This is a genomic window from Vreelandella lionensis, from assembly GCF_002087295.1.
GTDB classification, from domain to species: domain Bacteria; phylum Pseudomonadota; class Gammaproteobacteria; order Pseudomonadales; family Halomonadaceae; genus Vreelandella; species Vreelandella lionensis.
The window spans coordinates 91,354-112,531 of the sequence record NZ_MWVI01000061.1; the positions used below are offsets into that span (position 1 = coordinate 91,354).

Sequence of the window (21,178 nt, forward strand, 5' to 3'; positions counted from 1 at the left end):
ATGTGGATGGACCCAAAAGGGGCTGCCGCTTATATCGAGGGAAATCACTCACACCCTAAGCGTACGCTATCCCGACAAAGCAGCCGCTTTTCAGGCTCGAGCGGTGCAAGCCAGGGAGGCGCTTGCCCTACTCGACCAGCAGATAAAAGAGCGCCTGGAGGGGATTCCGCAAACCAATCGTATACTCACTACCAGTGAAGCGGCTTTTGGCTATTTTGCCCACGCTTACGGCTTTGAGTATGCCGCGATTTGGGGCCTAGGCAGCGAGACACTGGGCAGCGCCCAGGCTATGGAAATCATGAGCAAACGCTTAACCGACAAACGTCCGCCCGCGCTGTTTTATGAAAGCACGACGCCCTATATCCATATGGATGCCCTAGCGCGAGAGGCTGGCCTTACGCTAGCAGGCCCGCTCTATGTGGATACGCTGAGTGATACCGATGGCCCCGCCTACAACTACCCGGCGATGCTGCGCCACAATGCCGAGCTGTTGCATGAAGCGCTGGGAGGTGCCAGGGCCGAGGAGTAGGCGCTAGCTAACCAGCTCGCGAAGCGATGCCACTATCAGATCCGGGTGGCTCTGCTCGATGGGGTCGCCGTGGTTATAGCCATATGGCAGTGCCCCCGTCGAAAAGCCCGCCGCCTTACCCGCCGCGATATCATGGCGAGAGTCCCCCACCATCACGCTCGCCGAGGGGGCAATATCCAGCGTATGGGCAACATGCAGAAGCGGCAACGGGCTGGGTTTTTTCTCAGCCAGCGAGTCGCCGCCCACGGTAGACGTGAACAGCGCCAGCACACCAAAGTGGCTTAAAATAGGCGCAATGAACCGCTCGGGTTTATTGGTAATCAAGGCCAGCACAAAACCCGCCTCATGCAGCGCATGAAGCGCCTCAAAGGCACCCGGGTAGAGTTTGGTTAATGCATTGGGTGCGGCCCCGTAGTGGCGCATAAACGCTTCATAGGCGTTTTGTTGCAGCATCGCCTCAGGTGCGACGTTCAGCGCCCACGTCAGGGCTCGCTCTACCAGTACCTGCGCGCCGTTGCCCACCCAATCGCGCACCTGATCTTCACTCGGCTGCGCCAGCCCAACTTCTTGCAGCGCCCGCTGCACGCCAACGGCCAAATCGGGCACTGAGTCAATTAACGTGCCGTCTAAATCAAAGGCGATTAACCGCTTTCCTTGCAAAATGGTATGCACGCGTGGCCTCACTTATGTGTTTCGGCTGCTAGTTAGCAATAATGTCGATTAATTTGATCATCTTACCTACTTAGCCCTTCGTCATACACTGCAGAAGGTTCTATGCTGTGGCTATATTTGCCAAGGAGAGAGTAATGGCCATTCCCCGAATTGTGATTGTGGGCGGCGGCGCGGGCGGGCTAGCCCTAGCCACCCGTCTTGGACATACGCTAGGTAAAAAAAAGCGCGCTGAGATTGTCCTGCTTGACCGCAACGCCACCCACGTATGGAAGCCGCTGCTGCATGAGCTGGCCACCGGGGTGCTGAACTCCAGCATGGATGAAGTGGATTATCGCGGGCACTCCTCGGCCCACTACTACCGCTATCAGCGCGGCTCGCTCAACGGTCTGGATCGGGAACAGAAGGTCATTCACCTGGCGCCCATTGAAGACGAAGATGGCGTGGAGGTGCTGCCCGCCCGCCAGCTCACTTACGACTATTTAGTGCTGTCACTTGGCAGTATCTCGAATGACTTTGGTACCAAGGGGGTCGCAGAGCACTGCCACTTTATTGACTCCCCACAGCAGGCCAAAGCCTTCCAGCGGGATATGATTAATACCTTCCTGCGCTATACCGACCCCAATTTGCGCCAGAATACCCAGCTCACCATTGGGATTGTGGGTGGCGGTGCACCAGGGGTGGAGCTTTCGGCGTAATTGTTAGACGCCTCGCGCCTGCTCAATGCCTATGGCGTCACGGCGGTGGATCACCAAACGATCAGTGTGCATTTGATTGAAGCGGCACCGCGCCTGCTCCCCGGCTTGTCTGAACGCATCAGCCAGACCGCTCAGCAGGAGTTGGAGAGCATGGGGGTGACCGTGCATGTGGGCACGGCGGTTCAAGAAGCCCAGGAGTACCAGCTGGTGACAGGCGACGGAGAGGTGATTGAAACCGATCTCAACGTATGGGCCGCAGGCATTAAAGCGCCGCCGTTTCTCACCGAACTGGGCTTAAGCACCAACAAGCGCAACCAGATTAACGTCAAACAGACGCTGCAGAGCGTAGACGACCCCTATATTTTTGCGATGGGCGACTGCGCTTGCTGCCCCCAGGGCAGTGATGCCACAGTGCCGCCTCGCGCTCAGGCCGCCCACCAGCAGGCGAAGTTACTCGCCAAAAACCTGGAGCATTGCCTGGATAAAAAGCCTCTACGCGACTTTCAATATCGCGATCACGGCTCGCTTGTATCCCTCGCCCGTTACGACGCGGTAGGCAACCTCATGCGCAGCTCCGCCTCTCGCGGCTTGTTTTTGGAGGGCTGGCTGGCGCGGCAAGCCTATGCATCGCTCTACCGCATGCATCAGCTCTCTATTCACGGCGCACCAAAACCCGGGCTTGCATGGCTGGTGGATAAACTTGAACCGCTACCTCAAGCCACGTATGAAACTGCACTAAAGACATGCAAAGGGCGGGATCAGCCCGCCCCTCTTGTGTCTTAGCGCGCCTTCCGTATCAGCGAACCTTAGCCAGCTCCGCGCGCATCTGCTGAATTACGCTGTCGTAGCCGTGGGGGTCGCTTGCCTGGTGGGCGTTAAAGATCGCTGAACCCGCTACAAAGGTGTCGGCACCGGCGGCGGCGATCTCGGCAATGTTGTCGACTTTCACGCCACCATCAATCTCCAAGCGAATGGGCAAGCCCGAAGCGTCAATACGCGCCCGTGCCTCACGCAGCTTGTTCAGCGTGACCGGGGATAAACGACTGGCCGCCAAAGCCGGGGTTGACGCTCACCAGCAGCGCCATATCGACCTTGTCCATTACGTAATCAAGATACGAAAGCGGCGTGGCCGGGTTAAACACCAGCCCCGCTTTACAACCACCATCACGAATCAGCTGCAGCGAACGATCAATATGCTCAGAGGCTTCGGGGTGGAAAGTGATGTAGCTGGCACCCGCCTCAATAAAATCGCTAATCATGCGATCCACCGGCTTCACCATCAGGTGCACATCGATGGGTGCCGTTACGCCATGGTCGCGCAGCGCCTTACATACCATCGGCCCAATAGTCAGGTTCGGCACGTAATGATTATCCATGACGTCGAAATGAACCACATCGGCGCCGGCCGCTAGCACGTTGTCTACCTCCTCGCCCAGCCGCGCAAAGTTAGCGGAGAGTATCGAAGGGGCAATCAAAAAATCCTGTGCAGCGCGCATGAAGGGGTCCTCAGGTAATAAAAATAAAGGGGCCATCTTACCAGAGCCACACACGAAGCCCTATTACACGTGACGGTCATGCAGCACGCTTGCCGTCAATGCATATCCTTAAACAGATATTTCCAAATAGAATATAAAACACAATTGGAATTCCACAATCCTAGGTTTAACCTTAACGGCATCGCGACTAAATCGCCCCCAGAATTAAGGAGTCTGCAATGACGCTATCCTCTGCATTCCGTACTGGCCTTCCCCGTACCCTACTGGCCGTTGCCGTTGGCACCGCCGTTTCTGGCATGACCTTCTCCAGCGCCGCCGTCGCTCAGGAGCGCGAGCTACTGAACTCCTCCTATGACAGCGCCCGCGAGCTGTTCGCCGCGATTAACCCGGAGTTCCAGGCGTGGTGGGAAGAGGAGCATGGCGAAGAGATCGCTATCAGCCAGTCCCACGGTGGCTCCTCTGCCCAGGCGCGCGCCATTATGCAGGGCCTGCGTGCGGACGTAGTGACGTTTAACCAAGTCACCGACGTTCAAGTACTAGCCGATGCAGGCTTGGTGGCTGAGGATTGGCAGGATGCGTTTGAGAACAACGCTTCGCCCTACTACTCCACCACCGCTTTCCTGGTGCGCAAAGGCAACCCGAAAGGCATCGAAAGCTGGGATGACCTCGTTAAAGAAGACGTGCAGATGGTCTTCCCGAACCCGAAAACCTCCGGTAACGGCCGCTACACGTACCTGGCTGCCTGGGGCTTCGCCGAGAATGAATTCGATGGAGATGAAGAGAAGATCCAAGACTTCATGCGCACCTTCCTGCGCAACGTAGCGGTATTCGACCCCGGCGGTCGCGGTGCCACACCCAGCTTTATCGAGCGCGGCATTGGCGGCGTACTGATCAGCTTTGAGTTTGAAGTGAATACCATCCGCAGCGAATACGGCAGCGAGGACTACGAAGGAATCGTCCCCCCGGTGAGCATTCTGGCGGAATTCCCGGTCGCGGTGGTGGGTGAAAACGCCGAACGTAACGGCAACAGCGACTTAGCCCAAAGCTACTTAGAGTACCTCTATACCGAAGACGCCCAGCGTCAGCTGGCAGGCTTTAACTACCGTGTCCATAACGTCACTGCGGTAGAAGAGTTTGCCGACCAGTTCCCCGATACCGAACTGTTTGAAGTCGAAAACGTGTTCGGCAGCTGGGAAGAAGCGATGGAGAACCACTTCGAAGGCGGTGCTCTGCTTGATCAACTGCAACGTCGTTAACGGAACCCCATGAGCCAATTAGCATTTTGGCGATCCGGCAGCACACGCGTGCTGCCGGGTTTTGGCCTATCTATGGGTATCAGCGTGCTATTTATTTCGCTGGTACTGCTACTCCCCATTACCGGGCTGTTTGGCCAGCTTTCTGAACTAAGCCTGGCCGAGTACTTTGCCATCATCACCGAAGGCCGCCTCGTCGCCAGCTATATGGTCACCATCGGCGCGGCAGCCGTGGCGGCGCTGGTGAACGCAGTGTTTGGCCTACTGTTGGCGTGGGTGCTAGTGCGCTATGAGTTCCCTGGCAAACGCCTGCTCGATGCCTTGATGGACCTCCCCTTCGCCCTGACCACTGCCGTGGCTGGCATCACCCTGGCCACGCTCTATGCGGGTAATGGCTGGGTAGGCAGTATCATCGAGCCGATGGGGCTTCAGATCGCGTATACCTGGGTAGGGATTGCCCTGGCGATGGCCTTCACCAGTATTCCCTTCGTGGTGCGCACGGTGCAGCCGGTGCTGGAAGATTTGCCTGCCGAGGTGGACGAAGCCGCGATGTCCCTGGGTGCTACCGACGGCGTGGCGTTTCGCCGTGTGATTATGCCGCATCTATGGCCCGCGCTCGTCACCGGCACCGGGCTTGCCTTCGTACGCTCATTAGGTGAGTTCGGGGCGATTATTTTTATCGCAGGCAATATGCCTTACGAAACCGAAATTACCGCGCTGATGATCTTCGTCAAACTGCAGGAGTATGACTACGCCGGGGCGTCTGCCATTGCCTCGGTGGTGCTGTTTGTTTCGTTGGCGCTGCTGCTCGCCATCAATATCTGGCAGGGCCGCTTTGTGCGTCGCCTGCATGGAGGTAAAGGATAATGCGCCGGATTGGTGATGCGCCTTTAGTGCGGCGCTTATTAATTGGCGCAGCCCTACTGTTGTCTGCGCTATTTTTACTGCTGCCGTTGGTGGCTATTTTTGCTCAGGCGTTCTCCCAAGGTGTGGCGGTGTTTTGGGGGAAACGTGAGCAATACCTTCGCCCTCCACGCCATTGGCCTTACGCTGGTCAGTGCGTTAATGACTATCCCCATTTGCTTGGTGTTTGGCGTCGCGCTGGCGTGGCTGGTGACGCGCTTTAGCTTCCCAGGGCGGCGCATTCTGCAAACGCTGATTGATATTCCGTTTGCCGTTTCTCCTCTCGTCGCTGGCTTAATTTATCTACTGCTGTATGGCCGCAACGGCTGGATTGGCAGTTGGCTCGATACTCACGATATTCAGTTGATGTTCGCTTGGCCGGGCATTCTGATGGTCACCATTTTCGTCACCTGCCCCTTTGTGGCGGGAGAGTTAATCCCTCTCATGGAGGCCCAAGGCTCACGGGAAGAAGAAGCCGCCGTAACGCTGGGCGCTTCCGGCTGGACGACGTTTTGGCGGGTCACGCTACCCAACATTCGCTGGGCACTGCTCTACGGCATCATCCTTACCAACGCCCGCGCGGTGGGTGAATTTGGCGCGGTCTCGGTTGTCTCAGGGGCCATTCGTGGGCAAACCAACACGCTACCGCTGCACCTTGAGCAGCTGTATCAGGATTACAACGCCGTGGGTGCGTTTGCGAGCGCCGCCCTGCTGGCCCTGATTGCCCTGTTAACTCTTGCGGCCAAGGCAGGCCTTGAATGGCGCGCATCGCGCCGGGAGGCATACACATGAGTATTCGCTTACAGAATATTGCCAAGCACTTTGCCAACACCCAGGCGCTTGAACCGATTAGCCTGGATATTCACGAAGGTGAATTAGTAGGTCTGCTAGGTCCTTCTGGTTCGGGCAAAACCGCCCTGCTGCGTATCATTGCTGTCTTAGAGAACGCCGATAGCTCGCCGCAGCCGGGTAAAATTCTTTTTGGCGACCGCGACGTGACCAATGTGCATGTACGCGACCGCCGCATCGGCTTTGTTTTTCAGCACTACGCCCTGTTTCGTCATATGAGCGTTTATGACAACGTGGCGTTTGGCCTTACGGTGATGCCGAAAAAGCGCCGTCCCTCCAACGGTGAAATTCGGGCGCGAGTCTTCAGGCTCCTTGAGATGGTGCAGCTACAGCACTTAGCCAACCGCTTGCCTGCCCAGCTCTCGGGTGGGCAACAGCAGCGCGTATCGCTGGCGCGCGCGCTTGCTGTAGAGCCTGCCGCCCTGCTGCTGGACGAGCCGTTTGGCGCCCTGGATGCCAAGGTTCGCCAAGACCTTCGCCGCTGGCTGCGCCGCCTGCACGACGAACTGAACTTTACCAGTGTGTTCGTCACCCACGACCAGGAAGAAGCGCTGGAGCTTTCTGACCGTGTGGTGGTGATGAGTAACGGCCGTATCGAGCAAATCGACACGCCAGACACCCTCTACCGCGCGCCGAAGAACCGCTTTGTATTTGAGTTTTTGGGTGATGTGAACCACCTAGAGGGCCGCGTGCGCAATGGCATGCTGACCTGCGGCGATGCGCATCTCAACGTGGACTTACCCGATGGCGATGAAGAGCTGCTGCTGCGCCCCCATGAGGTGCGGTTGGCGGAAGAACCCAGCGCTGAAAGCCACCTGCCGGTGACGATTACCGCTATCTCCCCGGTCGGTGCCGAAGTACGCGTGGAACTCGAGGCCGACTGGCTGGCAAAACCGTGGCTAGCCACCGTTCGCCACGCCGATTTTGAGCGCCTGCACATGCGCCGGGGGCAGCGCTTGTTTGCTCACCCGCGCCAGTGGCATCGCTTTAAAGAAGACGCTAAAACACCTGAGCAGCAGGCACGAGTGGCTTAAGGATTGCTAGCGCGGCAGGCTAGCACAACGCTATACTGCCGCGATTATTGCCATGCCTTGTTTCTTAACGCTTTGCTTTTTAATACCTTGTTGCGACAGGTATGTTTATCGTTTAACCACAATGATTGCGGAGAGTTTTATGCGTCGGCGTCACTTTTTACGCGCGTCTGGTGCGTTGTTAACCACCCTATTGCTGGCAGGCTGTGCAAGTCCTCAATACCTACAGCTAAACCCCACCCGTAGCGCTAACGTGCCGCAAACCGGCTCGGGTCAGCAAGTGACCGTGGTGGCCGTCGATGCGCGGCCAGGCGAAGTGATTGGCACGCGCACGGGCGGCAACATGTCGACGGCGCAGATTACCGTAAGCAGCCATGAATTGATTCCGCGCCTACAGGCCGAAGCGGAGCGTGCCGCACGCGATATGGGGTTTACCCCCACCCGTGAAGCCGCCCAAGGCCGCCCCAGCCTGACTCTGGAACTTGCCAGCTTGCACTATGGCCGCGGCGACAGCGGGCAGCCGCTAATTGATGAAGCGCGTATTGAAGGGGTTTTCCGGGCCATCGCGCAGAACCAGGGCACGACGTATACCGGGACATATACGTCACGTCGCACCCAAGGTTATGCGCTTAAACCGGGTGAAGATGCCAATACACGGATGTTGAACGACTTGCTTAGCGATGGCCTAAACCGGGCGTTCAGCGACCCAGAGCTGGGTCGGCTTCTCGCCCGTTAAGGGGGATAATTAAACCCGTGGCCCGCGCCGCTCAAGCGCCCAGATGCTTTCGCTTCGGCCACGGGCATCGGCGGGTAGGTGCGCTAATCGCTCGATACGGAAATTGGGCGCCATCAGGCGCTCAATTTCCTCATCCGGCACGCTAAATGGCGGCCCGGCATCGCCATCGGCGTGGGTTAACCCCACCAGCAGCCCTTTCGCTCCCGGTGGCACCAACTGAGCCAAGTGGAAAGCGTAGCGTTCGCGGGTAGCCGGTGGCAGCGCAATCAGCGATGCACGATCGTAAAAAGCCTCCACTTCCGCCGCCTGCTGAATATGCAGGTGAAAGAAGTCACCGCACCATAGCTCTACACTGCCTTGGCGGGACACATCAAAGCCTGCCTGAGTATAACGAGAGATACCGCCACTACGCTGGGCCAAAAATTGCTCGATAGCCTCCGGGGCAAGTTCTATGCCCAACACCGGGTGCCCTTGGTCCGCGAGCCAGCGCATATCTAAGCTCTTTCCACATAGCGGCACCAACACCTTGGCTCCAGAGGGCACGCCTAGCGTTGGCCAATACTTCAACAGTGCCGGGTGGGTCTCCTCCAGGTGAAAGCCTATCCGGCCCTCTTGCCAACGCTGCCGCCAGGAATTCTCCATGGACATGCCCTCTTACTATCCTAAAAACCTAACTCTTACTATCCTAAAAACCTAACTGTTTAGAACCAGCGGTCACGCTTTTTACGACGGCGCGGCAAGTGCGGCACAATCAGCCCCACCAGCAGGCCAGCGCCCGCCACACCGCCACCGTACATAAAGTAGCGCATCAGCAAGTCTTCCTCTTGAGTGTCCAGACGTGCCTGCAGCGCTCGCACCTGCTGGCGAGACTGCTCTGCCTCGTTATCCAGCTCAAGGTTCCTCGCTTCCAGGTCTGCGATGCGCTGCTCGCGAACATCAAGCGTGGCGGTCATGGAAGAGACCCGCTGCTCCCACGTGCCATTGATACCGTCAAGCTCTTGGGTCAGCTCTTCCACCTGGGCCTGCAGCTCGGGCAATTGCTGACGAGCACTAGGCGTTTGCTGAAGCTCATTGCTCAAAACCCACACCGTATCGCCGCTATTGCTGCGCACCCGGGTGTAATCACCGCTGGTTTCCAGCACTTCCACCTGCTCGCCTGCATTGAGCGTTCCCACAATGCGATAACCATCTGTCGGCCCACTGCGCACGTAGGTACTTAGCTCATCGCTGACCCAGGCTTGGTTATCGGATTGAGCGAATGCCGCTTGGCTGCTCATGCTTAGCAGCATGCCAACTGCGGCGGCATAACAATTACTGCGAAATTTATCTACTTGCATGACGTCATGTCCTGATCATAAAAACGCGCGTGGCCGACGAAGCCACCGCGCGTATCGCTCAAAGCGTTGCGCGTGTCTAAAGCGCTTACCCTTCCCCGCGGGGCGGTAACGGGAAGGGACGAGGAAACTCTGCGACGCGAGCATCACTTTTCACGGCCTTCAGGGGGCCTTCACGCTCTACCTCATCAATCCGCACAATGGCGTTAAGAGGCAGGTAACTACGCTTCACACCCTCAAAGGTTCGCTGCAGTTTTTCCGCTCCTGGATCCACCACCACTCGCGACGCATCGTCAAAGACAAACTCCTCGACTTCAATAAAGCCCCAGAGTTCGCTCTGAAAGATCTCTCTGACGTATAAATCCCAAATTTCACCCTGCTGGTGAACCACCACACGGTAGATCGGCTTGGCCGCCATCTTGGCCTATTCCTCTTGCCACTTGAACGTAATGTTAAGCAGCAAGCCTACCATACTCGCGGGTTGCCCTTTAGCAGACATCACCAAAGGGAGCTAATTCCCTGCCATTTTCGCTTCAGAGTGTGCTAATTAGCCGATGATGGCCCTGGTCGTGTATGGTGAAGTGAGTGGTTGGCAAGAAAATTCATCTACCCATAGGAGTCACCATCATGCAAAAGGATCCCAATAAGGGCTATATCGCCCTCTTAGGCTGGAGCCTCAATGCGATCGAAGCTGCGGAGAATTTTGACCGCCGCTACATCGTGTTGCACCCGACTGGGCGGAAGAGTACTGCCAAAAACACGACATCCCGTATGTACCCTGGAATTTCGAGCGCCTGAATGACCGCTCCATGGAAATCGCCGAAACGCTGAAAGAGAAAGGCGTCGACGTTGCCATCCCCTTATTCGAGGAAACCGTTGAGTGGGCAGGTGCCATTAACTCGGTGCTGCTGGATAACCCACGCCTTTACGGCCAGTCACTGCTGCTGCGTGACAAAGCGCTAATGAAGCGCCGCGCCCAGCTTGGCGGCATTCGCGTGGGTATTTTTGAAGAAGCCCACGATAAAGAGGACGTGATTCTCTTCCTCAAGCGTGTCAACCAGACGCTGCTGAAACTCGATGGCGACCCCAACGACCCCATCCACCTAAAAGCGTTTGATAAAGCGGGCTGCCTGGGCCACCGGGTCATTCGTACCCCCGATGAAGTCGATACCATCCCGGATGAAGAGTTTCCGGTACTGATGGAGTCGCACCTGGATGGCTGGGAATTTGCGGTAGAAGCGTGGATTCACGATGGCAAAATCGCCTTCCTGAACATTTCAGAGTACGTCACGCTGGGCTACTCGGTGTTTGTGCCTGCCTCGCCAGAGCTGGAAAAGTACCGCGAGCAGATCACCGCACAGATCGAAAAACTGATCAAAGCGTTTGATATTGAGTTTGGCCTGATCCACCCCGAATACTTCGTGACCAGCGACGGTGAGTTGTACTTTGGCGAAGTGGCCTATCGTCCGCCGGGCTTCAAAGTGTTTGAGCTACTGGAGCGGGTCTACGGCTTCAATGCTTATCAAGCCTCCATGCTCGTCTTCGATCCGAAAAGCACCAAAGAAGAGGTGGCCGCGTTCTTCCCGAAAGAGATCGTCGATGCCGACGGCTTCGCGGGCTGCTTTGGCGTTTATCCGCGCCGCCGGGTAGTGAGCCGCTTAGAGATTCCAGAAGAGACAGAAGATCACCCTTACTTCGAGTCTCACGAACTGACCTCGCCGGTAGAAGAGACCGTCACGAAACGCACCGCCTTTGGCACTCACTGGGGGTTGATCTACTTTAAAGGCGAGGATGCGCATACAATTCGCGATCTGCTAAAACGCCAAGAAGATCTCGACTTCTATGTATAATCCTTGCGAAGGCTGGGATAAGGAGTCACCGTGACGACCAAGCAAGAGGCCTCTTCCACTGAAGATGGCAAGCTCAATGGATTGCTGAGCAAATTTGATGATGCGGTGCGCCTGCTTTCGCAGGCGCCTGCCTTTTCTAAACCCGCAAAGCTGCCACGCGTACTTGATACTGCCCGTCGCGTACTCATGCAAGCGGGCGGCTGCGCCGCTCTTGAGCAGCGCGCGGCGGAGTTTGAATCCGCTGGCATTTTTGCCGGGTCGGATTGGGAAACCCCACAGTACCTAATCCCCACAGTGACGACCTACTCGCTTAAAAGCGCCGATGCCAATGTGGTGGTGATTGAAGCGCTGAGCGAACTGCGGCTGTTGGCCGTGGCAAAAGACAATTACGCCCACACCTTAATTTCTCAAGAGCATGCCCACCACTACCTGACCCAGGTAATGGCGATCAACCTATGGCTGATTTTCAATGCGCCCAGCGAAGCCGAGCGGGAAACCCAAGGGCGCTTGGCGAATATCTCCCGCCAACTGTTTCAGCACTTAGCCGAGCGCATCGGCTATGAGCACGTTATCGACCAGCTGATTGATGAGATCTGGCGCATTCTCAAGCAGCGCCCCATCCAGGTCGATGCGATTAAACAAATGATCACCCAGATCGCGCTGTGCCAGGCCAACCCGGAGATTGACCTGGGAGCCAGCGGACAAGGAGCTGACAGGTTAGTTAGCTCGCTGTATGGCCCCACCCAGGCCTGCCGCGAAGATCCAGGACTTGAGGTGTATCGCGCTCGCCTTGAGCGCATGGATAACGCTACGCTCCAGGCGGAATCCACCGGCTTTGCCCGTGCCATGCACGACACCGGCTTAGTATCCCCCTACCATGCCGTGCTTTTACGCTACCTGCTGGAAGAGGGCGACCATCTGCTCTCAGAGGCGCTGGGGCTCTCCTCTACTGGCCGCGACTGCCTGCTGTGCTACCGCGAGTTGGTGCATGCGCTGATTCGCAGCGGCGTCTACCCGGCGACGGCACAAGCGGTGTATGGGCTGGCCTTATTGTTAGAACGCGGCATTCTTTATCAGCCACCTGTGGCACCGGCCATGTGGCGTCAGCTCAACCTTCAGCTCTCTGAGTGGGCAGAAGGACGCCTGACGCTTGCCTATGGCGAGGTTGCCTCACCCCGCGCCCGACTCATCGAAGGAGTGCTGTGCATGCTGGGCCTGCCGCTGGGCGTGGGCCAGGGCAACAACCCCACCTGCCAATCGGCGCGTGCTCTCTCCATGTGGGCCTATAACGATCCGGACTACCTGTTACAGATGGTGACCTGGGCCGCTCGGGATGATGAGATTATTATGCACTTCGAGGGGCAGCCGATCTCCTCTAGCGAGAGCGTATCTGGCGTGGCCGCCCAGTTGCCGATGGATCTTGATCCGGTATCACTAATCGTGGTGCCTCACCTGGACCGTATTTACGCGGAGATGGGCAGGCGCTGCATTGGCCGGGAAGGCGATCCCCACCGCTGGGTGAATCCCGAATTTCACGGCTGGTGGTCTGGCCGCGGGTTCAGTATTAACGTCGATGTCGCCACCGGTAAGCTCTGTGAAGTGGATACATTCATTCGTCACTTCTACGCCAGCTACCACCCCTACTACAACGGCAACCAGCCGCTGATTCATCCGCAGCCTGCCGGTATCGCAGTCACCGATAGCGCTGCGCGGTTTATCGGCTGGCATGCCATTACGATTTTGCGGGCCTCCCTCGACCCCAACGACGTGATGCGGGTCTACTTCTACAACCCCAATAACGACAGCGGTCAGGATTGGGGCGACGGCGTTAAGGTCAGCACGTCCGGCAACGGCGAGCGCTTTGGCGAAGCCTCTCTGCCATTTGAGCAGTTCACTTCGCGTCTCTATATCTACCACTACGACCCGTTGGAAAGAGGCGAGCTAGCCACAGTGACCGATGAAGAGCTAGCGCGCGTAAAAGGGTTTCTGCACCGCAGCTGGGGGGCGACCCGCATTCCACCGACCGACCTGCAGGCCGACCAAGGGCCCCGTTAACACGGGGCCTTCCAAACACTACAGACACGACCAAGATGATACGACTCGATCAACTGCTGGTCAGCCAAGGGCTGGCCAGTTCTCGTACCCGTGCCCAGCGGCTGATCAAAAACGGGCGCGTTTTTTTAAGCGACGGCACCTTGCTGAGCAAACCCTCTGAAAAATGGCCGACCGATGCCCCGCTCCGCGTGGAAGAGGACCCAGAAGAGCGCTACGCCTCACGCGCAGGGCTAAAGCTAGAAGGCGTTCTACAGGCGTTAGCCATGCGCTTAGAGGATAAAGGCGTGCTGGATATTGGCCAGCCACGGGCGGGTTTACCGACTGCGCCCTGCATTTTGGCGCACGCCACGTAATAGGCGTGGAAGTCGGCCACGACCAGCTGGCAAGCCACTTACGCAGCGACCCACGAGTAACCTGCCTGGAAGGACTCAATGCCCGTCATATGAGCACCTCAGAGGCACTTTTGAGCACGCTTGCCGAACGGCCGATTGATCTTGCGGTGATGGATGTATCGTTTATATCCCAGACGCTGATTCTGCCTGAGATTGCCGCCCTACTGCCGCCTAGCGGGCAGCTGCTTTCGCTGGTAAAACCACAGTTTGAGCTAGACCCCGGTGCGCTGGATAAACGCGGCGTCGTGCGCGACCCTCGTCGCTACGCGGAGGTGGAGCAAAAAATACGCACCGCCTGCGAGCAGTGCGGGCTCGCCATCAGCCACTGGCAAGAGAGCCCAATTACCGGCAGCGACGGCAATCGGGAGTTTCTTCTTCTCGCCAGCAAGCCCTAGCGGTTAGCTCAACGTAGCAGGCGGGAGAGTTGGCTTGGACTGCACTTTCACCGACTCTCCCTGCTCAGGATGCACCAAAACATCCAGCTGTTCAAAGGCAATCCGCACGCCCGCCTCTTTGAACAGCTCATCCACCCGGCAATTCACCTCATCGGCCGCAAACAGGCGGTCTAACAAGTCATTGACGAAAATACGCAGCTCAAAATTGAGGCTGTGAGGGCCGTAACTTAGGCAGAACACCTGCGGCTCAGGGTCATCCAGCACGCGGGCATTTTCATCGGCCGCTTGACGCAAAAGCTTATGCACCAGAGGCAAATCTGAACCGTGTGAGACCCCGTAAGTGAGCACCACGCGGGTCACATTGTCGGAGAGCGACCAGTTAATGAGCTGATCCGTGACGAAAGTCTTGTTGGGAATAATGATCTCTTTGCGGTCGAAATCGGTCACCGTGGTGGCCCGAATACGAATCTGACTCACCGTGCCGTGCAGGTTGCCTATGGTAATGGTGTCACCAATACGAATAGGGCGCTCAAACAGAATAATTAGGCCGGAAATAAAATTGGCAAAAATTTCTTGTAAACCAAAGCCGAACCCGACGCTCAACGCCGCCACCAACCACTGCAACTTATCCCAGGACACGCCTAAGGACGCCAGCGACATCACGATGCCGGTTCCCACAATGGTGTAAGAGAGCAGCGAGCTGATGGCATAGGCGCTCCCCTGCTTGAGCGCCAAGCGCGATAACACCATCACCTCCAGCAGGCCAGGCAGATTGCGAGCCGAAATAAAGGTGATGGCCACCACCAATAGCGCCGTGACAAAGTCCGAGATCGATAGCGCGTTGTCGACCAAATCTCCTTCAGCCGCATTCCAAAGCGATACCTGATCTAAATACCCCAAGACAGCGAGCAGGTCCGACCACACCAGATAGAGCAGCGCGCTAAAACCTATTAATAAAATAAGCTTAGAGGGCCGCAGCGACTGGGCGTTGATTTTTTCCATATCCAACGGCGGCTCTTCGACCACCTCTAGCCCACCTTCAGCACCCTCTTGTACCTGCGCACGGCGGCGGGCTAACGCACGGCGATAAGCTAACCGACGGGCGGCCACTGCCAAACTGCGCACCACCGTCGCCTCTACCACCACCCAAAGCCCCAGTAAATAGAGTGTAATGGCAAAGCGTGCCACTCATCTGAGCGCCGTATACGCATATCCCCACGCCACTAACCCAAGCAGCACCAAGGGCACAGCCGCCATCGCCAGACCCAATATCAGCCTGAAAAGCCGCACACCAAAAATCGGCACATGGGCAAGAATAAGCTGCGCCAGCCACCAGGCCATCGCAAGCAGCCCGCCCATGAACAGCGCCATCGCCACCGGGCGCTGAGCCAGCGGTGTTTCCATCTGCTCGGACATGGCAGCAATAGCAACCACCGGCACCAGGGCAATCCCCAGGCCGATCAACAGGCGGCGCAGCCGCACATTGTAAGCAGGCGCCCAGGTGAAGTGACGCTCTGCGACACCATCAGGCACCAGTAACCGCCGCCCGAGCGCAACAACGAACCAGCTCAGCCCAAGCTGCAGCAGGGCGGGCGCAAGCCCCAGCGCAAGGCCGCCTTCCGCAGTACGCAGGGCTACCCCCGTCCCTGCCAGCGCCAGCGGCCCAGGCAGCGCCAGCAGCGCATTGAGCAGTACCGCTTTGGGGGTGTGTAGCTGGGTATCGCTTTTCAAACGACCAATTTGTGAGTGAATCAACGCCAAGCGGGTTTTAATGCGTCCCCGCAGGGCAAGCAATATCACACCGAAAAGTAGCAGCGGCGCGCCTACCAACATATCCCAAGAGAGCCCTCGCCAGCGGGTAGGCAGTACCGCGCGCCACTCCCCTTCATGCCACTCCTGAGTGAGATAACTGGGCAGTTGACGTAGCCAGTTCACATCCAACGGGCGGCTGTTGGCTACCCAAAACAGCTGCTCATCAATGGTGGCGCGTAGATCATGAGTAGTGGAGAGCAGCTGCTGCTGATTGAGCTGTAGCTCGATGGCTGAACTCAATAGGCTGCCGTAGGCCTGCTCGAGCTGCTCCACCAGCTCACGGCGGGACTGATAAAGCCGCGTCAACGAGTCCACCCGCCCTGGGGTTACCTCCACCCCCCCCTCTTCAAGGCGCTGGGCAGCCAACCGCTCCCCTTGGCGGAGCTGGTCGCGCTGGCGAATAAGATCGAACTGTTTCAAGCGCAGGTCGGCAATCTCATCCTGCAAATCGCGCCGGGGCACTACGGCAGGCAGCGACTGGCGCTGCTCGCGGAGAATACGAGAGAGCAACTGACTACCGCGAATGGCCTCCATCTGCTAATTAAGGCTGCGCTGAAGCTGACGAACATGCTCTAACTGACGCTGCGCCTCGATGTTTTCACGCACAATGCCATTGGCACGGTCCGTCGCCCGCAGCAGCTCCAGGCTTAGCGTTTGATTGACCTGCTGAGCATTCAGCACGACGGGATGACCTTCCGCGATGAGCGGGTCATTTTTGGCGGCGTCGGCGATGGCCTGCTCAGACTGAAGGCGTCGCTGGCGGTCGATCACGCCCTGCAGCAGGCTAAGCTGCTGCTCTTGCTGATCGATCTGCAGGGCCAGCAGGTCACGGCGCTGTTGAGCCAGTTCACGCAGGCGGCTGTTGGCACTTAATTCACGCTGGTTCAGGCTGACCTCTTGCTCTGCCAGCGCTCGCTCTAAGCGCCACTGGATGAGCTGTGCATCCTCGCGAGCCGAAAGCTGACGATCCGCCAGCAGCGCAGCCCGAGTATCATGCTCACGGCGTAGCGTTTCAGCGCGCTGTAGCGCATCGGAAATGGCCTGCTGTGCCCGTTCGGGTAGCGTTTGAGCAGCTAACAGCTGGGAGTTCACCTCTGCCATCTGGCTCTGCAGTTGCTGCAGCTCCATCACGGCGTCAGCCTGCTCGGCTTCTAATGCCTCTAACGGCATATCACTGAGGTTATTGACCGAAAGCTGTTGGCTCTCCTCTTCGGCCTCATTAAGCTCGCGCTCTAAACGCAGCAATAATTCTGGTGCCTGATTCACCCGCTGCTCTAGCGCCTGCTGGCGCTCTTCGATGGCCTTGAGGCGCTCATAGGCCTGCAGTGCTGCGGTCAGCGCCGCCTGGTCACGCTTTTGGTCGGCGGTTAATTCGGCATCTAGCGACTCAATGGCCGCCAAGCGCTCAGTTAGCTCTGCTTCAGGAGGGACGCGCTCAACCGCAATAGTTTGAGCGGTTGCGGGACCAGCCAGCATCGCTACCATGTATAGGCAGCAAATGACGGCTTTCATGGCATTTCTCACCACGTTACTTATGCCTCATTGACATGTAAGCCCGCCGAATCGGGCAAGATTCCCATTGTCGGGGGTTATCAGTCGTTGCGCAATCCAGTTAGCTAGCGGGATATCGACAGTTGACTTGCACGAGCGGCATGTATAGAAACGACGCTGGCACCTCTTTCCTTAATTTGTGAGCCACGTTGATGGTTATCCAAAAACTGTTGTTAACCGGCCTAGTGGTGGTGGTAAGTGCTGATATGCTCAGCCAGAGCGCCCAGGCCGACACCCAAGAAGAGATTGAAGCGCGTATTCGTGCACTGAATACCGAGCTTTATCAACTGCGCCAGCAACTGCAGCAAATTGACGCACCTGAGGAAGCAGCCCAAGGCGTTCCTCCTAAGCAGTTGCCGGAAGAAGTTGCTCTGGAGGACCTGAGTGATCGTCGCCAGTTGGAGCAGGAGTCGTCGCGTAACCCGTTTGCAATCACCACACACCGAACCAACTATCTTTTTCCTGTCAGCTATAACACCAATAAGAATGCTGAGGACTTCCGCAGCATTTCTGAAGACGTAAGGCCTAATAGCGGAGAGGTGAAGTTCCAATTTAGCGCCAAATTTAATATGGCTGAAAATGTGTTTGGTGATATCGGCGATGTCTATTTTGCCTACACTCAGCGCAGTTGGTGGCAAGCGTACAATACCGATGCTTCCTCCCCCTTCCGGGAAACCAACTACGAGCCCGAAATATTTATCGACTTTGATAACGCTTGGAGCGCGCTGGGCTGGGTAAATACTCGCAACCGGATCTCTTTTATTCACCAATCCAATGGTCGTTCCGACCCGCTTTCGCGTAGCTGGAATCGTGTCTATCTGGAGAGCACCTTCCAGAGCGGTGACTGGGCGCTAACGCTGGCTCCTCACTGGCGCGTACCTGAGTCTGAAAGCGATGACGACAACCCGGATATCGAGCGTTTTGTCGGCTATGGGGATATTCGTCTTGCCAAGCGTTTACAAAATAACCATGAATTCGCGGGGCAACTGCGTGGCAATCCAAGCACGGGTAACTACGGCACCCAGGTTGACTATAGTTGGCCAGCGTTTAACGGTGTGCGCGCCCATGTACAGTACTACTATGGCTACGGTGAAAGCATGATTGATTACGATAATCGCGTGCACCGTTTAAGCCTTGGTTTTAGTCTTAACCCACTATTTAGCGCCACCGGGCTGAACCGTTAAACGACAAGGGTTGTCTATCAGGTGGCGGCTGCTATGCTGAAGTCGTCACTCATTTACTCGTCAAAGGAAGACATCATGGCAAAACGTAATACAGATACCTCCGCACGCGCTGACCAGTTGAAAGAAGACCTGCGTCACCTCAGCGAAACAGTCGAAGAGCTGATGAACGCAACCTCCAAAGACGCCAGCAGCGAAATGCGCGATCTGCGTGAGCGTGCCGAGCGACGTTTAAAAGATACTCGCACTCGCCTAGAAGCCCGCGGAGAACGTTTCTACGAAGACACCCGCGAAACGCTCTCCGAACAGGCAGAGTGTTGTGACCGTTATGTCCATGAAAACCCCTGGACCAGCATCGGTATTGGCGCCGCCGCTGGCCTTGTCGTTGGTATGCTGCTCGGGCGTCGCTAATGGCTTTGGGTCCCACCCAACGCGTCTTTTCTGCCGCCAAACGCCTGCTGAAATCACTGGTAGCTAACAGTGAAACGCGCCTGCGTTTGGCGGTTTTAGAGCTAGAAGAGGAGCGCGCGCGTTTACTGGTTTTGCTGTTACTTGCGGGTGCCAGTCTACTGCTCCTGCTATTAGGCGTTGCCACGCTTACGGCGCTGGTGGTGGTTCTCTTCTGGGATACTTATCGATTAACGGCAATTAGCGTCAGTGCTGGTATACTGATAGCTCTCAGTATTTTGCTGGCAGTTATTGCCCTGCGTCAGGCCAAGCGCCATACACTGCTAAAAGAGACGTTAAAGCAGCTTGCCGCCGACCGTGCACTGCTGGAGGTGAATGAGGATGACTCGTCACAACAGCGCCGCTAAACTACCGAGCCGAGCAGAACGCAAAGCAGCCCTGCTGGCGGAACTGGAACAACAGCGTATCGATATCTTAGTCGATAGCGACACGCTACAGCGGGCATCATCGCCGCTGGACAGAAACTGGAAAAGCCTCAAGCTTCCCCTGTACGCCATTGGCGGCATTGCGGCCCTGCGCATTATGCGCCACCCGGGCGGCGCCATGGTCGTAGGCCGAAAAGCCCTAGCGGGCTATATGCTGCTGCGTAAGTTCAAGCTGTTGGCTAAAATAGCTACCTAGCGTCTCACTGCTCTATCTTTAAGAACCATTTTAAGAACTACTAGGTTAAGAACTACTAGGGCCTTAAGTACTTCTAAAAGCCGTTACGGCATCCCCGTAGCGGCTTTTTTAGTAGCTCCATTTTAGCAAGTTAGCCACGCCTGGCCGCAGGCCACACCGCTTGCCCAGGCCCACTGAAAGTTATAACCGCCTAGTTGGCCCGTCACATCCAGCACCTCCCCAATAAAGCGCAGTTGAGGTAGATCCTTTACTTCAAAGGTTTTGGATGAAATGGCGTCGGTGCTGACACCACCCATCGTCACCTCGGCCGTGCGCCACCCTTCGGTGCCTGCAGGTTTTAGCTGCCACTGATTTAGCCGCTGGGCCCAAATATCTAGCGCTTCGTTGCTATATTGCGCCAGCGGGCTAGTTAAATGCTGATCGGGATACCACTCTAATAGCGCCTGAGCAAAGCGCTTGGGGAAACGCTCGCCTAGCCAGGTCGACAGCAGCCGCTTAGGGGTTTCCTGGCGCGCATGGCGCAAAGCGTCAGCCGCGTCTTCGCCCGGCAAGAGGTCGATAGAGATAGCGTTTCCCGGCTCCCATACGCTGGAAATTTGTAGCATAGAAGGGCCGGATAGCCCCCGATGGGTAAACAGCATCGGCTCGACAAAGCGCTTCTCTTTGCAGCTCACCGCCGTGGGTACGCTAACCCGGAAAGCCCGGCGGCCCGCTCTTTCCAGCTATCGCTTAGGGTAAACGGCACCAAACCTGGGCGGGTAGGCAGCACCTCTAAGCCAAACTGGCGGGCAATATCGTAGCCAAACCCTGTGGCCCCCATAGTGGGAATGGAAAGCCCTCCGGTCGCCACGACCACCACCCCTGCATCAATCGTGCCCAGGGACGTGGTCAACCGCATCCCCTCACCCTGACGCTCCAGCCGAGAAACGGATGTGCTCAGTTTAATCTCCGCCCCGGCCCACTCACATTCGGTCAAGAGTACCCGCACGATCTCTTTGGCGGAATCTGCGCAAAATAGCTGCCCTGGCGCTTTTTCCACATACTCAACGCCATGGGTTTCTACCAGCGATACAAAGTGTTCTGGGCGATAACGTTTTAATGCAGAAATGCAAAAATAAGGATTTTCAGAGTAAAAGTGTCCAGGCGCTGTATCAAGATTGGTAAAGTTACAGCGGCCTCCCCCAGACATAAGAATTTTTTTACCCGCTTTGTTCGCATGGTCGACCACCAAAACGCGTCGCCCGGCATAGCCAGCCTGTGCCGCGCACATTAAACCAGCGGCACCTGCGCCAATGACTACGACGTCGTAGACCATAACTGAGGCTCCCAGAGTGAAAAGGCGGGCATTTTAACAG

General features: G+C 56.9%; 14 protein-coding genes and 7 pseudogenes. 14 read left to right on the plus strand and 7 right to left on the minus strand.

What is annotated here, in order from left to right:
* The first annotated feature begins 43 nt into the window (after positions 1-43).
* Complete coding sequence (locus tag B4967_RS20225) at positions 44-529, plus strand: metal ABC transporter substrate-binding protein (protein ID WP_279384673.1); 486 nt, start codon at positions 44-46, stop codon at positions 527-529.
* Between the two features lie 3 nt (positions 530-532).
* Here B4967_RS20225 and B4967_RS08050 read toward each other — a convergent pair whose 3' ends face one another.
* Positions 533-1,201: a phosphoglycolate phosphatase gene (locus tag B4967_RS08050; protein ID WP_083024604.1), complete on the minus strand. Its 669-nt coding sequence runs from the start codon at positions 1,199-1,201 to the stop codon at positions 533-535.
* 134 nt (positions 1,202-1,335) lie between these two features.
* Here B4967_RS08050 and B4967_RS08055 point away from each other — a divergent pair.
* Positions 1,336-2,635, plus strand: a pseudogene (locus B4967_RS08055) (NAD(P)/FAD-dependent oxidoreductase).
* Between the two features lie 57 nt (positions 2,636-2,692).
* On the opposite strand, the pseudogene rpe reads toward B4967_RS08055, so the two are convergent.
* A pseudogene (rpe, locus tag B4967_RS08060) lies at positions 2,693-3,392 on the minus strand (ribulose-phosphate 3-epimerase).
* A gap of 218 nt (positions 3,393-3,610) precedes the next feature.
* Here rpe and cysP point away from each other — a divergent pair.
* The 5 genes and pseudogenes from cysP (at position 3,611) to B4967_RS08085 (ending at position 8,164) form a co-directional block, all read left to right on the plus strand.
* Entirely contained in the window at positions 3,611-4,648 is a 1,038-nt protein-coding gene (cysP, locus tag B4967_RS08065) for a thiosulfate ABC transporter substrate-binding protein CysP (protein WP_083024605.1), read from the plus strand.
* 9 nt (positions 4,649-4,657) lie between these two features.
* On the plus strand, positions 4,658-5,512 hold the full coding sequence (gene cysT, locus B4967_RS08070) for a sulfate ABC transporter permease subunit CysT (protein WP_083024607.1): 855 nt from the start codon (positions 4,658-4,660) through the stop codon (positions 5,510-5,512).
* Positions 5,512-6,340, plus strand: a pseudogene (gene cysW / locus B4967_RS08075) (sulfate ABC transporter permease subunit CysW). Before cysT ends, cysW begins: the two are co-directional and overlap by 1 nt.
* Positions 6,337-7,431 (plus strand): sulfate/molybdate ABC transporter ATP-binding protein, encoded by a 1,095-nt coding sequence (locus B4967_RS08080; protein ID WP_083024608.1) that lies wholly within the window; start codon positions 6,337-6,339, stop codon positions 7,429-7,431. The pseudogene cysW and the gene B4967_RS08080 overlap by 4 nt, the downstream one beginning before the upstream one ends.
* Before the next feature lie 139 nt (positions 7,432-7,570).
* Positions 7,571-8,164, plus strand: coding sequence for a YajG family lipoprotein (locus B4967_RS08085; protein ID WP_083024609.1), 594 nt, complete (start codon positions 7,571-7,573; stop codon positions 8,162-8,164).
* A 9-nt stretch (positions 8,165-8,173) separates the two neighbouring features.
* On the opposite strand, the gene B4967_RS08090 is transcribed toward B4967_RS08085, so the two are convergent.
* From B4967_RS08090 to B4967_RS08100, 3 genes are all read right to left on the minus strand, one after another.
* A complete protein-coding gene (locus B4967_RS08090) occupies positions 8,174-8,806 on the minus strand; it encodes a thiopurine S-methyltransferase (protein ID WP_083024610.1) in 633 nt (210 codons plus the stop codon).
* A gap of 59 nt (positions 8,807-8,865) precedes the next feature.
* Entirely contained in the window at positions 8,866-9,501 is a 636-nt protein-coding gene (locus tag B4967_RS08095; RefSeq protein WP_083024612.1) for a TIGR04211 family SH3 domain-containing protein, read from the minus strand.
* 85 nt (positions 9,502-9,586) lie between these two features.
* On the minus strand, positions 9,587-9,916 hold the full coding sequence (locus B4967_RS08100) for a DUF1820 family protein (protein ID WP_009100748.1): 330 nt from the start codon (positions 9,914-9,916) through the stop codon (positions 9,587-9,589).
* A 209-nt stretch (positions 9,917-10,125) separates the two neighbouring features.
* Between B4967_RS08100 and B4967_RS08105 the strand changes: the two are divergent.
* The 3 genes and pseudogenes from B4967_RS08105 to B4967_RS08115 all read left to right on the plus strand — a co-directional run bounded on the left by B4967_RS08105 (position 10,126) and on the right by B4967_RS08115 (position 14,190).
* A pseudogene (locus B4967_RS08105) lies at positions 10,126-11,348 on the plus strand (ATP-grasp domain-containing protein).
* Positions 11,349-11,378: 30 nt separating this feature from the next.
* Entirely contained in the window at positions 11,379-13,403 is a 2,025-nt protein-coding gene (locus B4967_RS08110) for a hypothetical protein (RefSeq protein WP_083024613.1), read from the plus strand.
* 35 nt (positions 13,404-13,438) lie between these two features.
* Positions 13,439-14,190: pseudogene (locus tag B4967_RS08115) on the plus strand (TlyA family RNA methyltransferase).
* 3 nt (positions 14,191-14,193) lie between these two features.
* On the opposite strand, the pseudogene mscK reads toward B4967_RS08115, so the two are convergent.
* Positions 14,194-17,487: pseudogene (mscK, locus tag B4967_RS21290) on the minus strand (mechanosensitive channel MscK).
* Between the two features lie 218 nt (positions 17,488-17,705).
* Here mscK and B4967_RS08125 point away from each other — a divergent pair.
* The 4 genes from B4967_RS08125 (at position 17,706) to B4967_RS08140 (ending at position 19,823) form a co-directional block, all read left to right on the plus strand.
* The gene (locus tag B4967_RS08125) at positions 17,706-18,737 is read left to right on the plus strand and encodes a phospholipase A (RefSeq protein ID WP_083024615.1); all 1,032 of its coding nucleotides are present in this window, start codon (positions 17,706-17,708) and stop codon (positions 18,735-18,737) included.
* 75 nt (positions 18,738-18,812) lie between these two features.
* Positions 18,813-19,145, plus strand: a complete 333-nt coding sequence (locus tag B4967_RS08130; RefSeq protein WP_083024616.1) for an ElaB/YgaM/YqjD family protein — start codon at positions 18,813-18,815, stop codon at positions 19,143-19,145.
* Entirely contained in the window at positions 19,145-19,549 is a 405-nt protein-coding gene (locus B4967_RS08135; RefSeq protein WP_083024618.1) for a phage holin family protein, read from the plus strand. The genes B4967_RS08130 and B4967_RS08135 overlap by 1 nt, the downstream gene beginning before the upstream one ends.
* Complete coding sequence (locus B4967_RS08140) at positions 19,524-19,823, plus strand: YqjK family protein (protein WP_083024620.1); 300 nt, start codon at positions 19,524-19,526, stop codon at positions 19,821-19,823. The genes B4967_RS08135 and B4967_RS08140 overlap by 26 nt, the downstream gene beginning before the upstream one ends.
* 122 nt (positions 19,824-19,945) lie before the next feature.
* On the opposite strand, the pseudogene B4967_RS08145 reads toward B4967_RS08140, so the two are convergent.
* Positions 19,946-21,138 (minus strand): annotated as a pseudogene (locus tag B4967_RS08145) (BaiN/RdsA family NAD(P)/FAD-dependent oxidoreductase).
* Positions 21,139-21,178: the final 40 nt, after the last annotated feature.

What these genes read in the sequence shown, in the direction of transcription:
- cysP (WP_083024605.1), top strand. Translation starts at nt 3,611, where the DNA reads ATGACGCTATCCTCTGCATTCCGTACTGGCCTTCCCCGTACCCTACTG.
- cysT (WP_083024607.1), top strand. Translation starts at nt 4,658, where the DNA reads ATGAGCCAATTAGCATTTTGGCGATCCGGCAGCACACGCGTGCTGCCG.
- B4967_RS08080 (WP_083024608.1), top strand. Translation starts at nt 6,337, where the DNA reads ATGAGTATTCGCTTACAGAATATTGCCAAGCACTTTGCCAACACCCAG.
- B4967_RS08085 (WP_083024609.1), top strand. Translation starts at nt 7,571, where the DNA reads ATGCGTCGGCGTCACTTTTTACGCGCGTCTGGTGCGTTGTTAACCACC.
- B4967_RS08090 (WP_083024610.1), bottom strand. Translation starts at nt 8,806, where the DNA reads ATGGAGAATTCCTGGCGGCAGCGTTGGCAAGAGGGCCGGATAGGCTTT.
- B4967_RS08095 (WP_083024612.1), bottom strand. Translation starts at nt 9,501, where the DNA reads ATGCAAGTAGATAAATTTCGCAGTAATTGTTATGCCGCCGCAGTTGGC.
- B4967_RS08100 (WP_009100748.1), bottom strand. Translation starts at nt 9,916, where the DNA reads ATGGCGGCCAAGCCGATCTACCGTGTGGTGGTTCACCAGCAGGGTGAA.
- B4967_RS08125 (WP_083024615.1), top strand. Translation starts at nt 17,706, where the DNA reads ATGGTTATCCAAAAACTGTTGTTAACCGGCCTAGTGGTGGTGGTAAGT.
- B4967_RS08130 (WP_083024616.1), top strand. Translation starts at nt 18,813, where the DNA reads ATGGCAAAACGTAATACAGATACCTCCGCACGCGCTGACCAGTTGAAA.
- B4967_RS08135 (WP_083024618.1), top strand. Translation starts at nt 19,145, where the DNA reads ATGGCTTTGGGTCCCACCCAACGCGTCTTTTCTGCCGCCAAACGCCTG.
- B4967_RS08140 (WP_083024620.1), top strand. Translation starts at nt 19,524, where the DNA reads ATGACTCGTCACAACAGCGCCGCTAAACTACCGAGCCGAGCAGAACGC.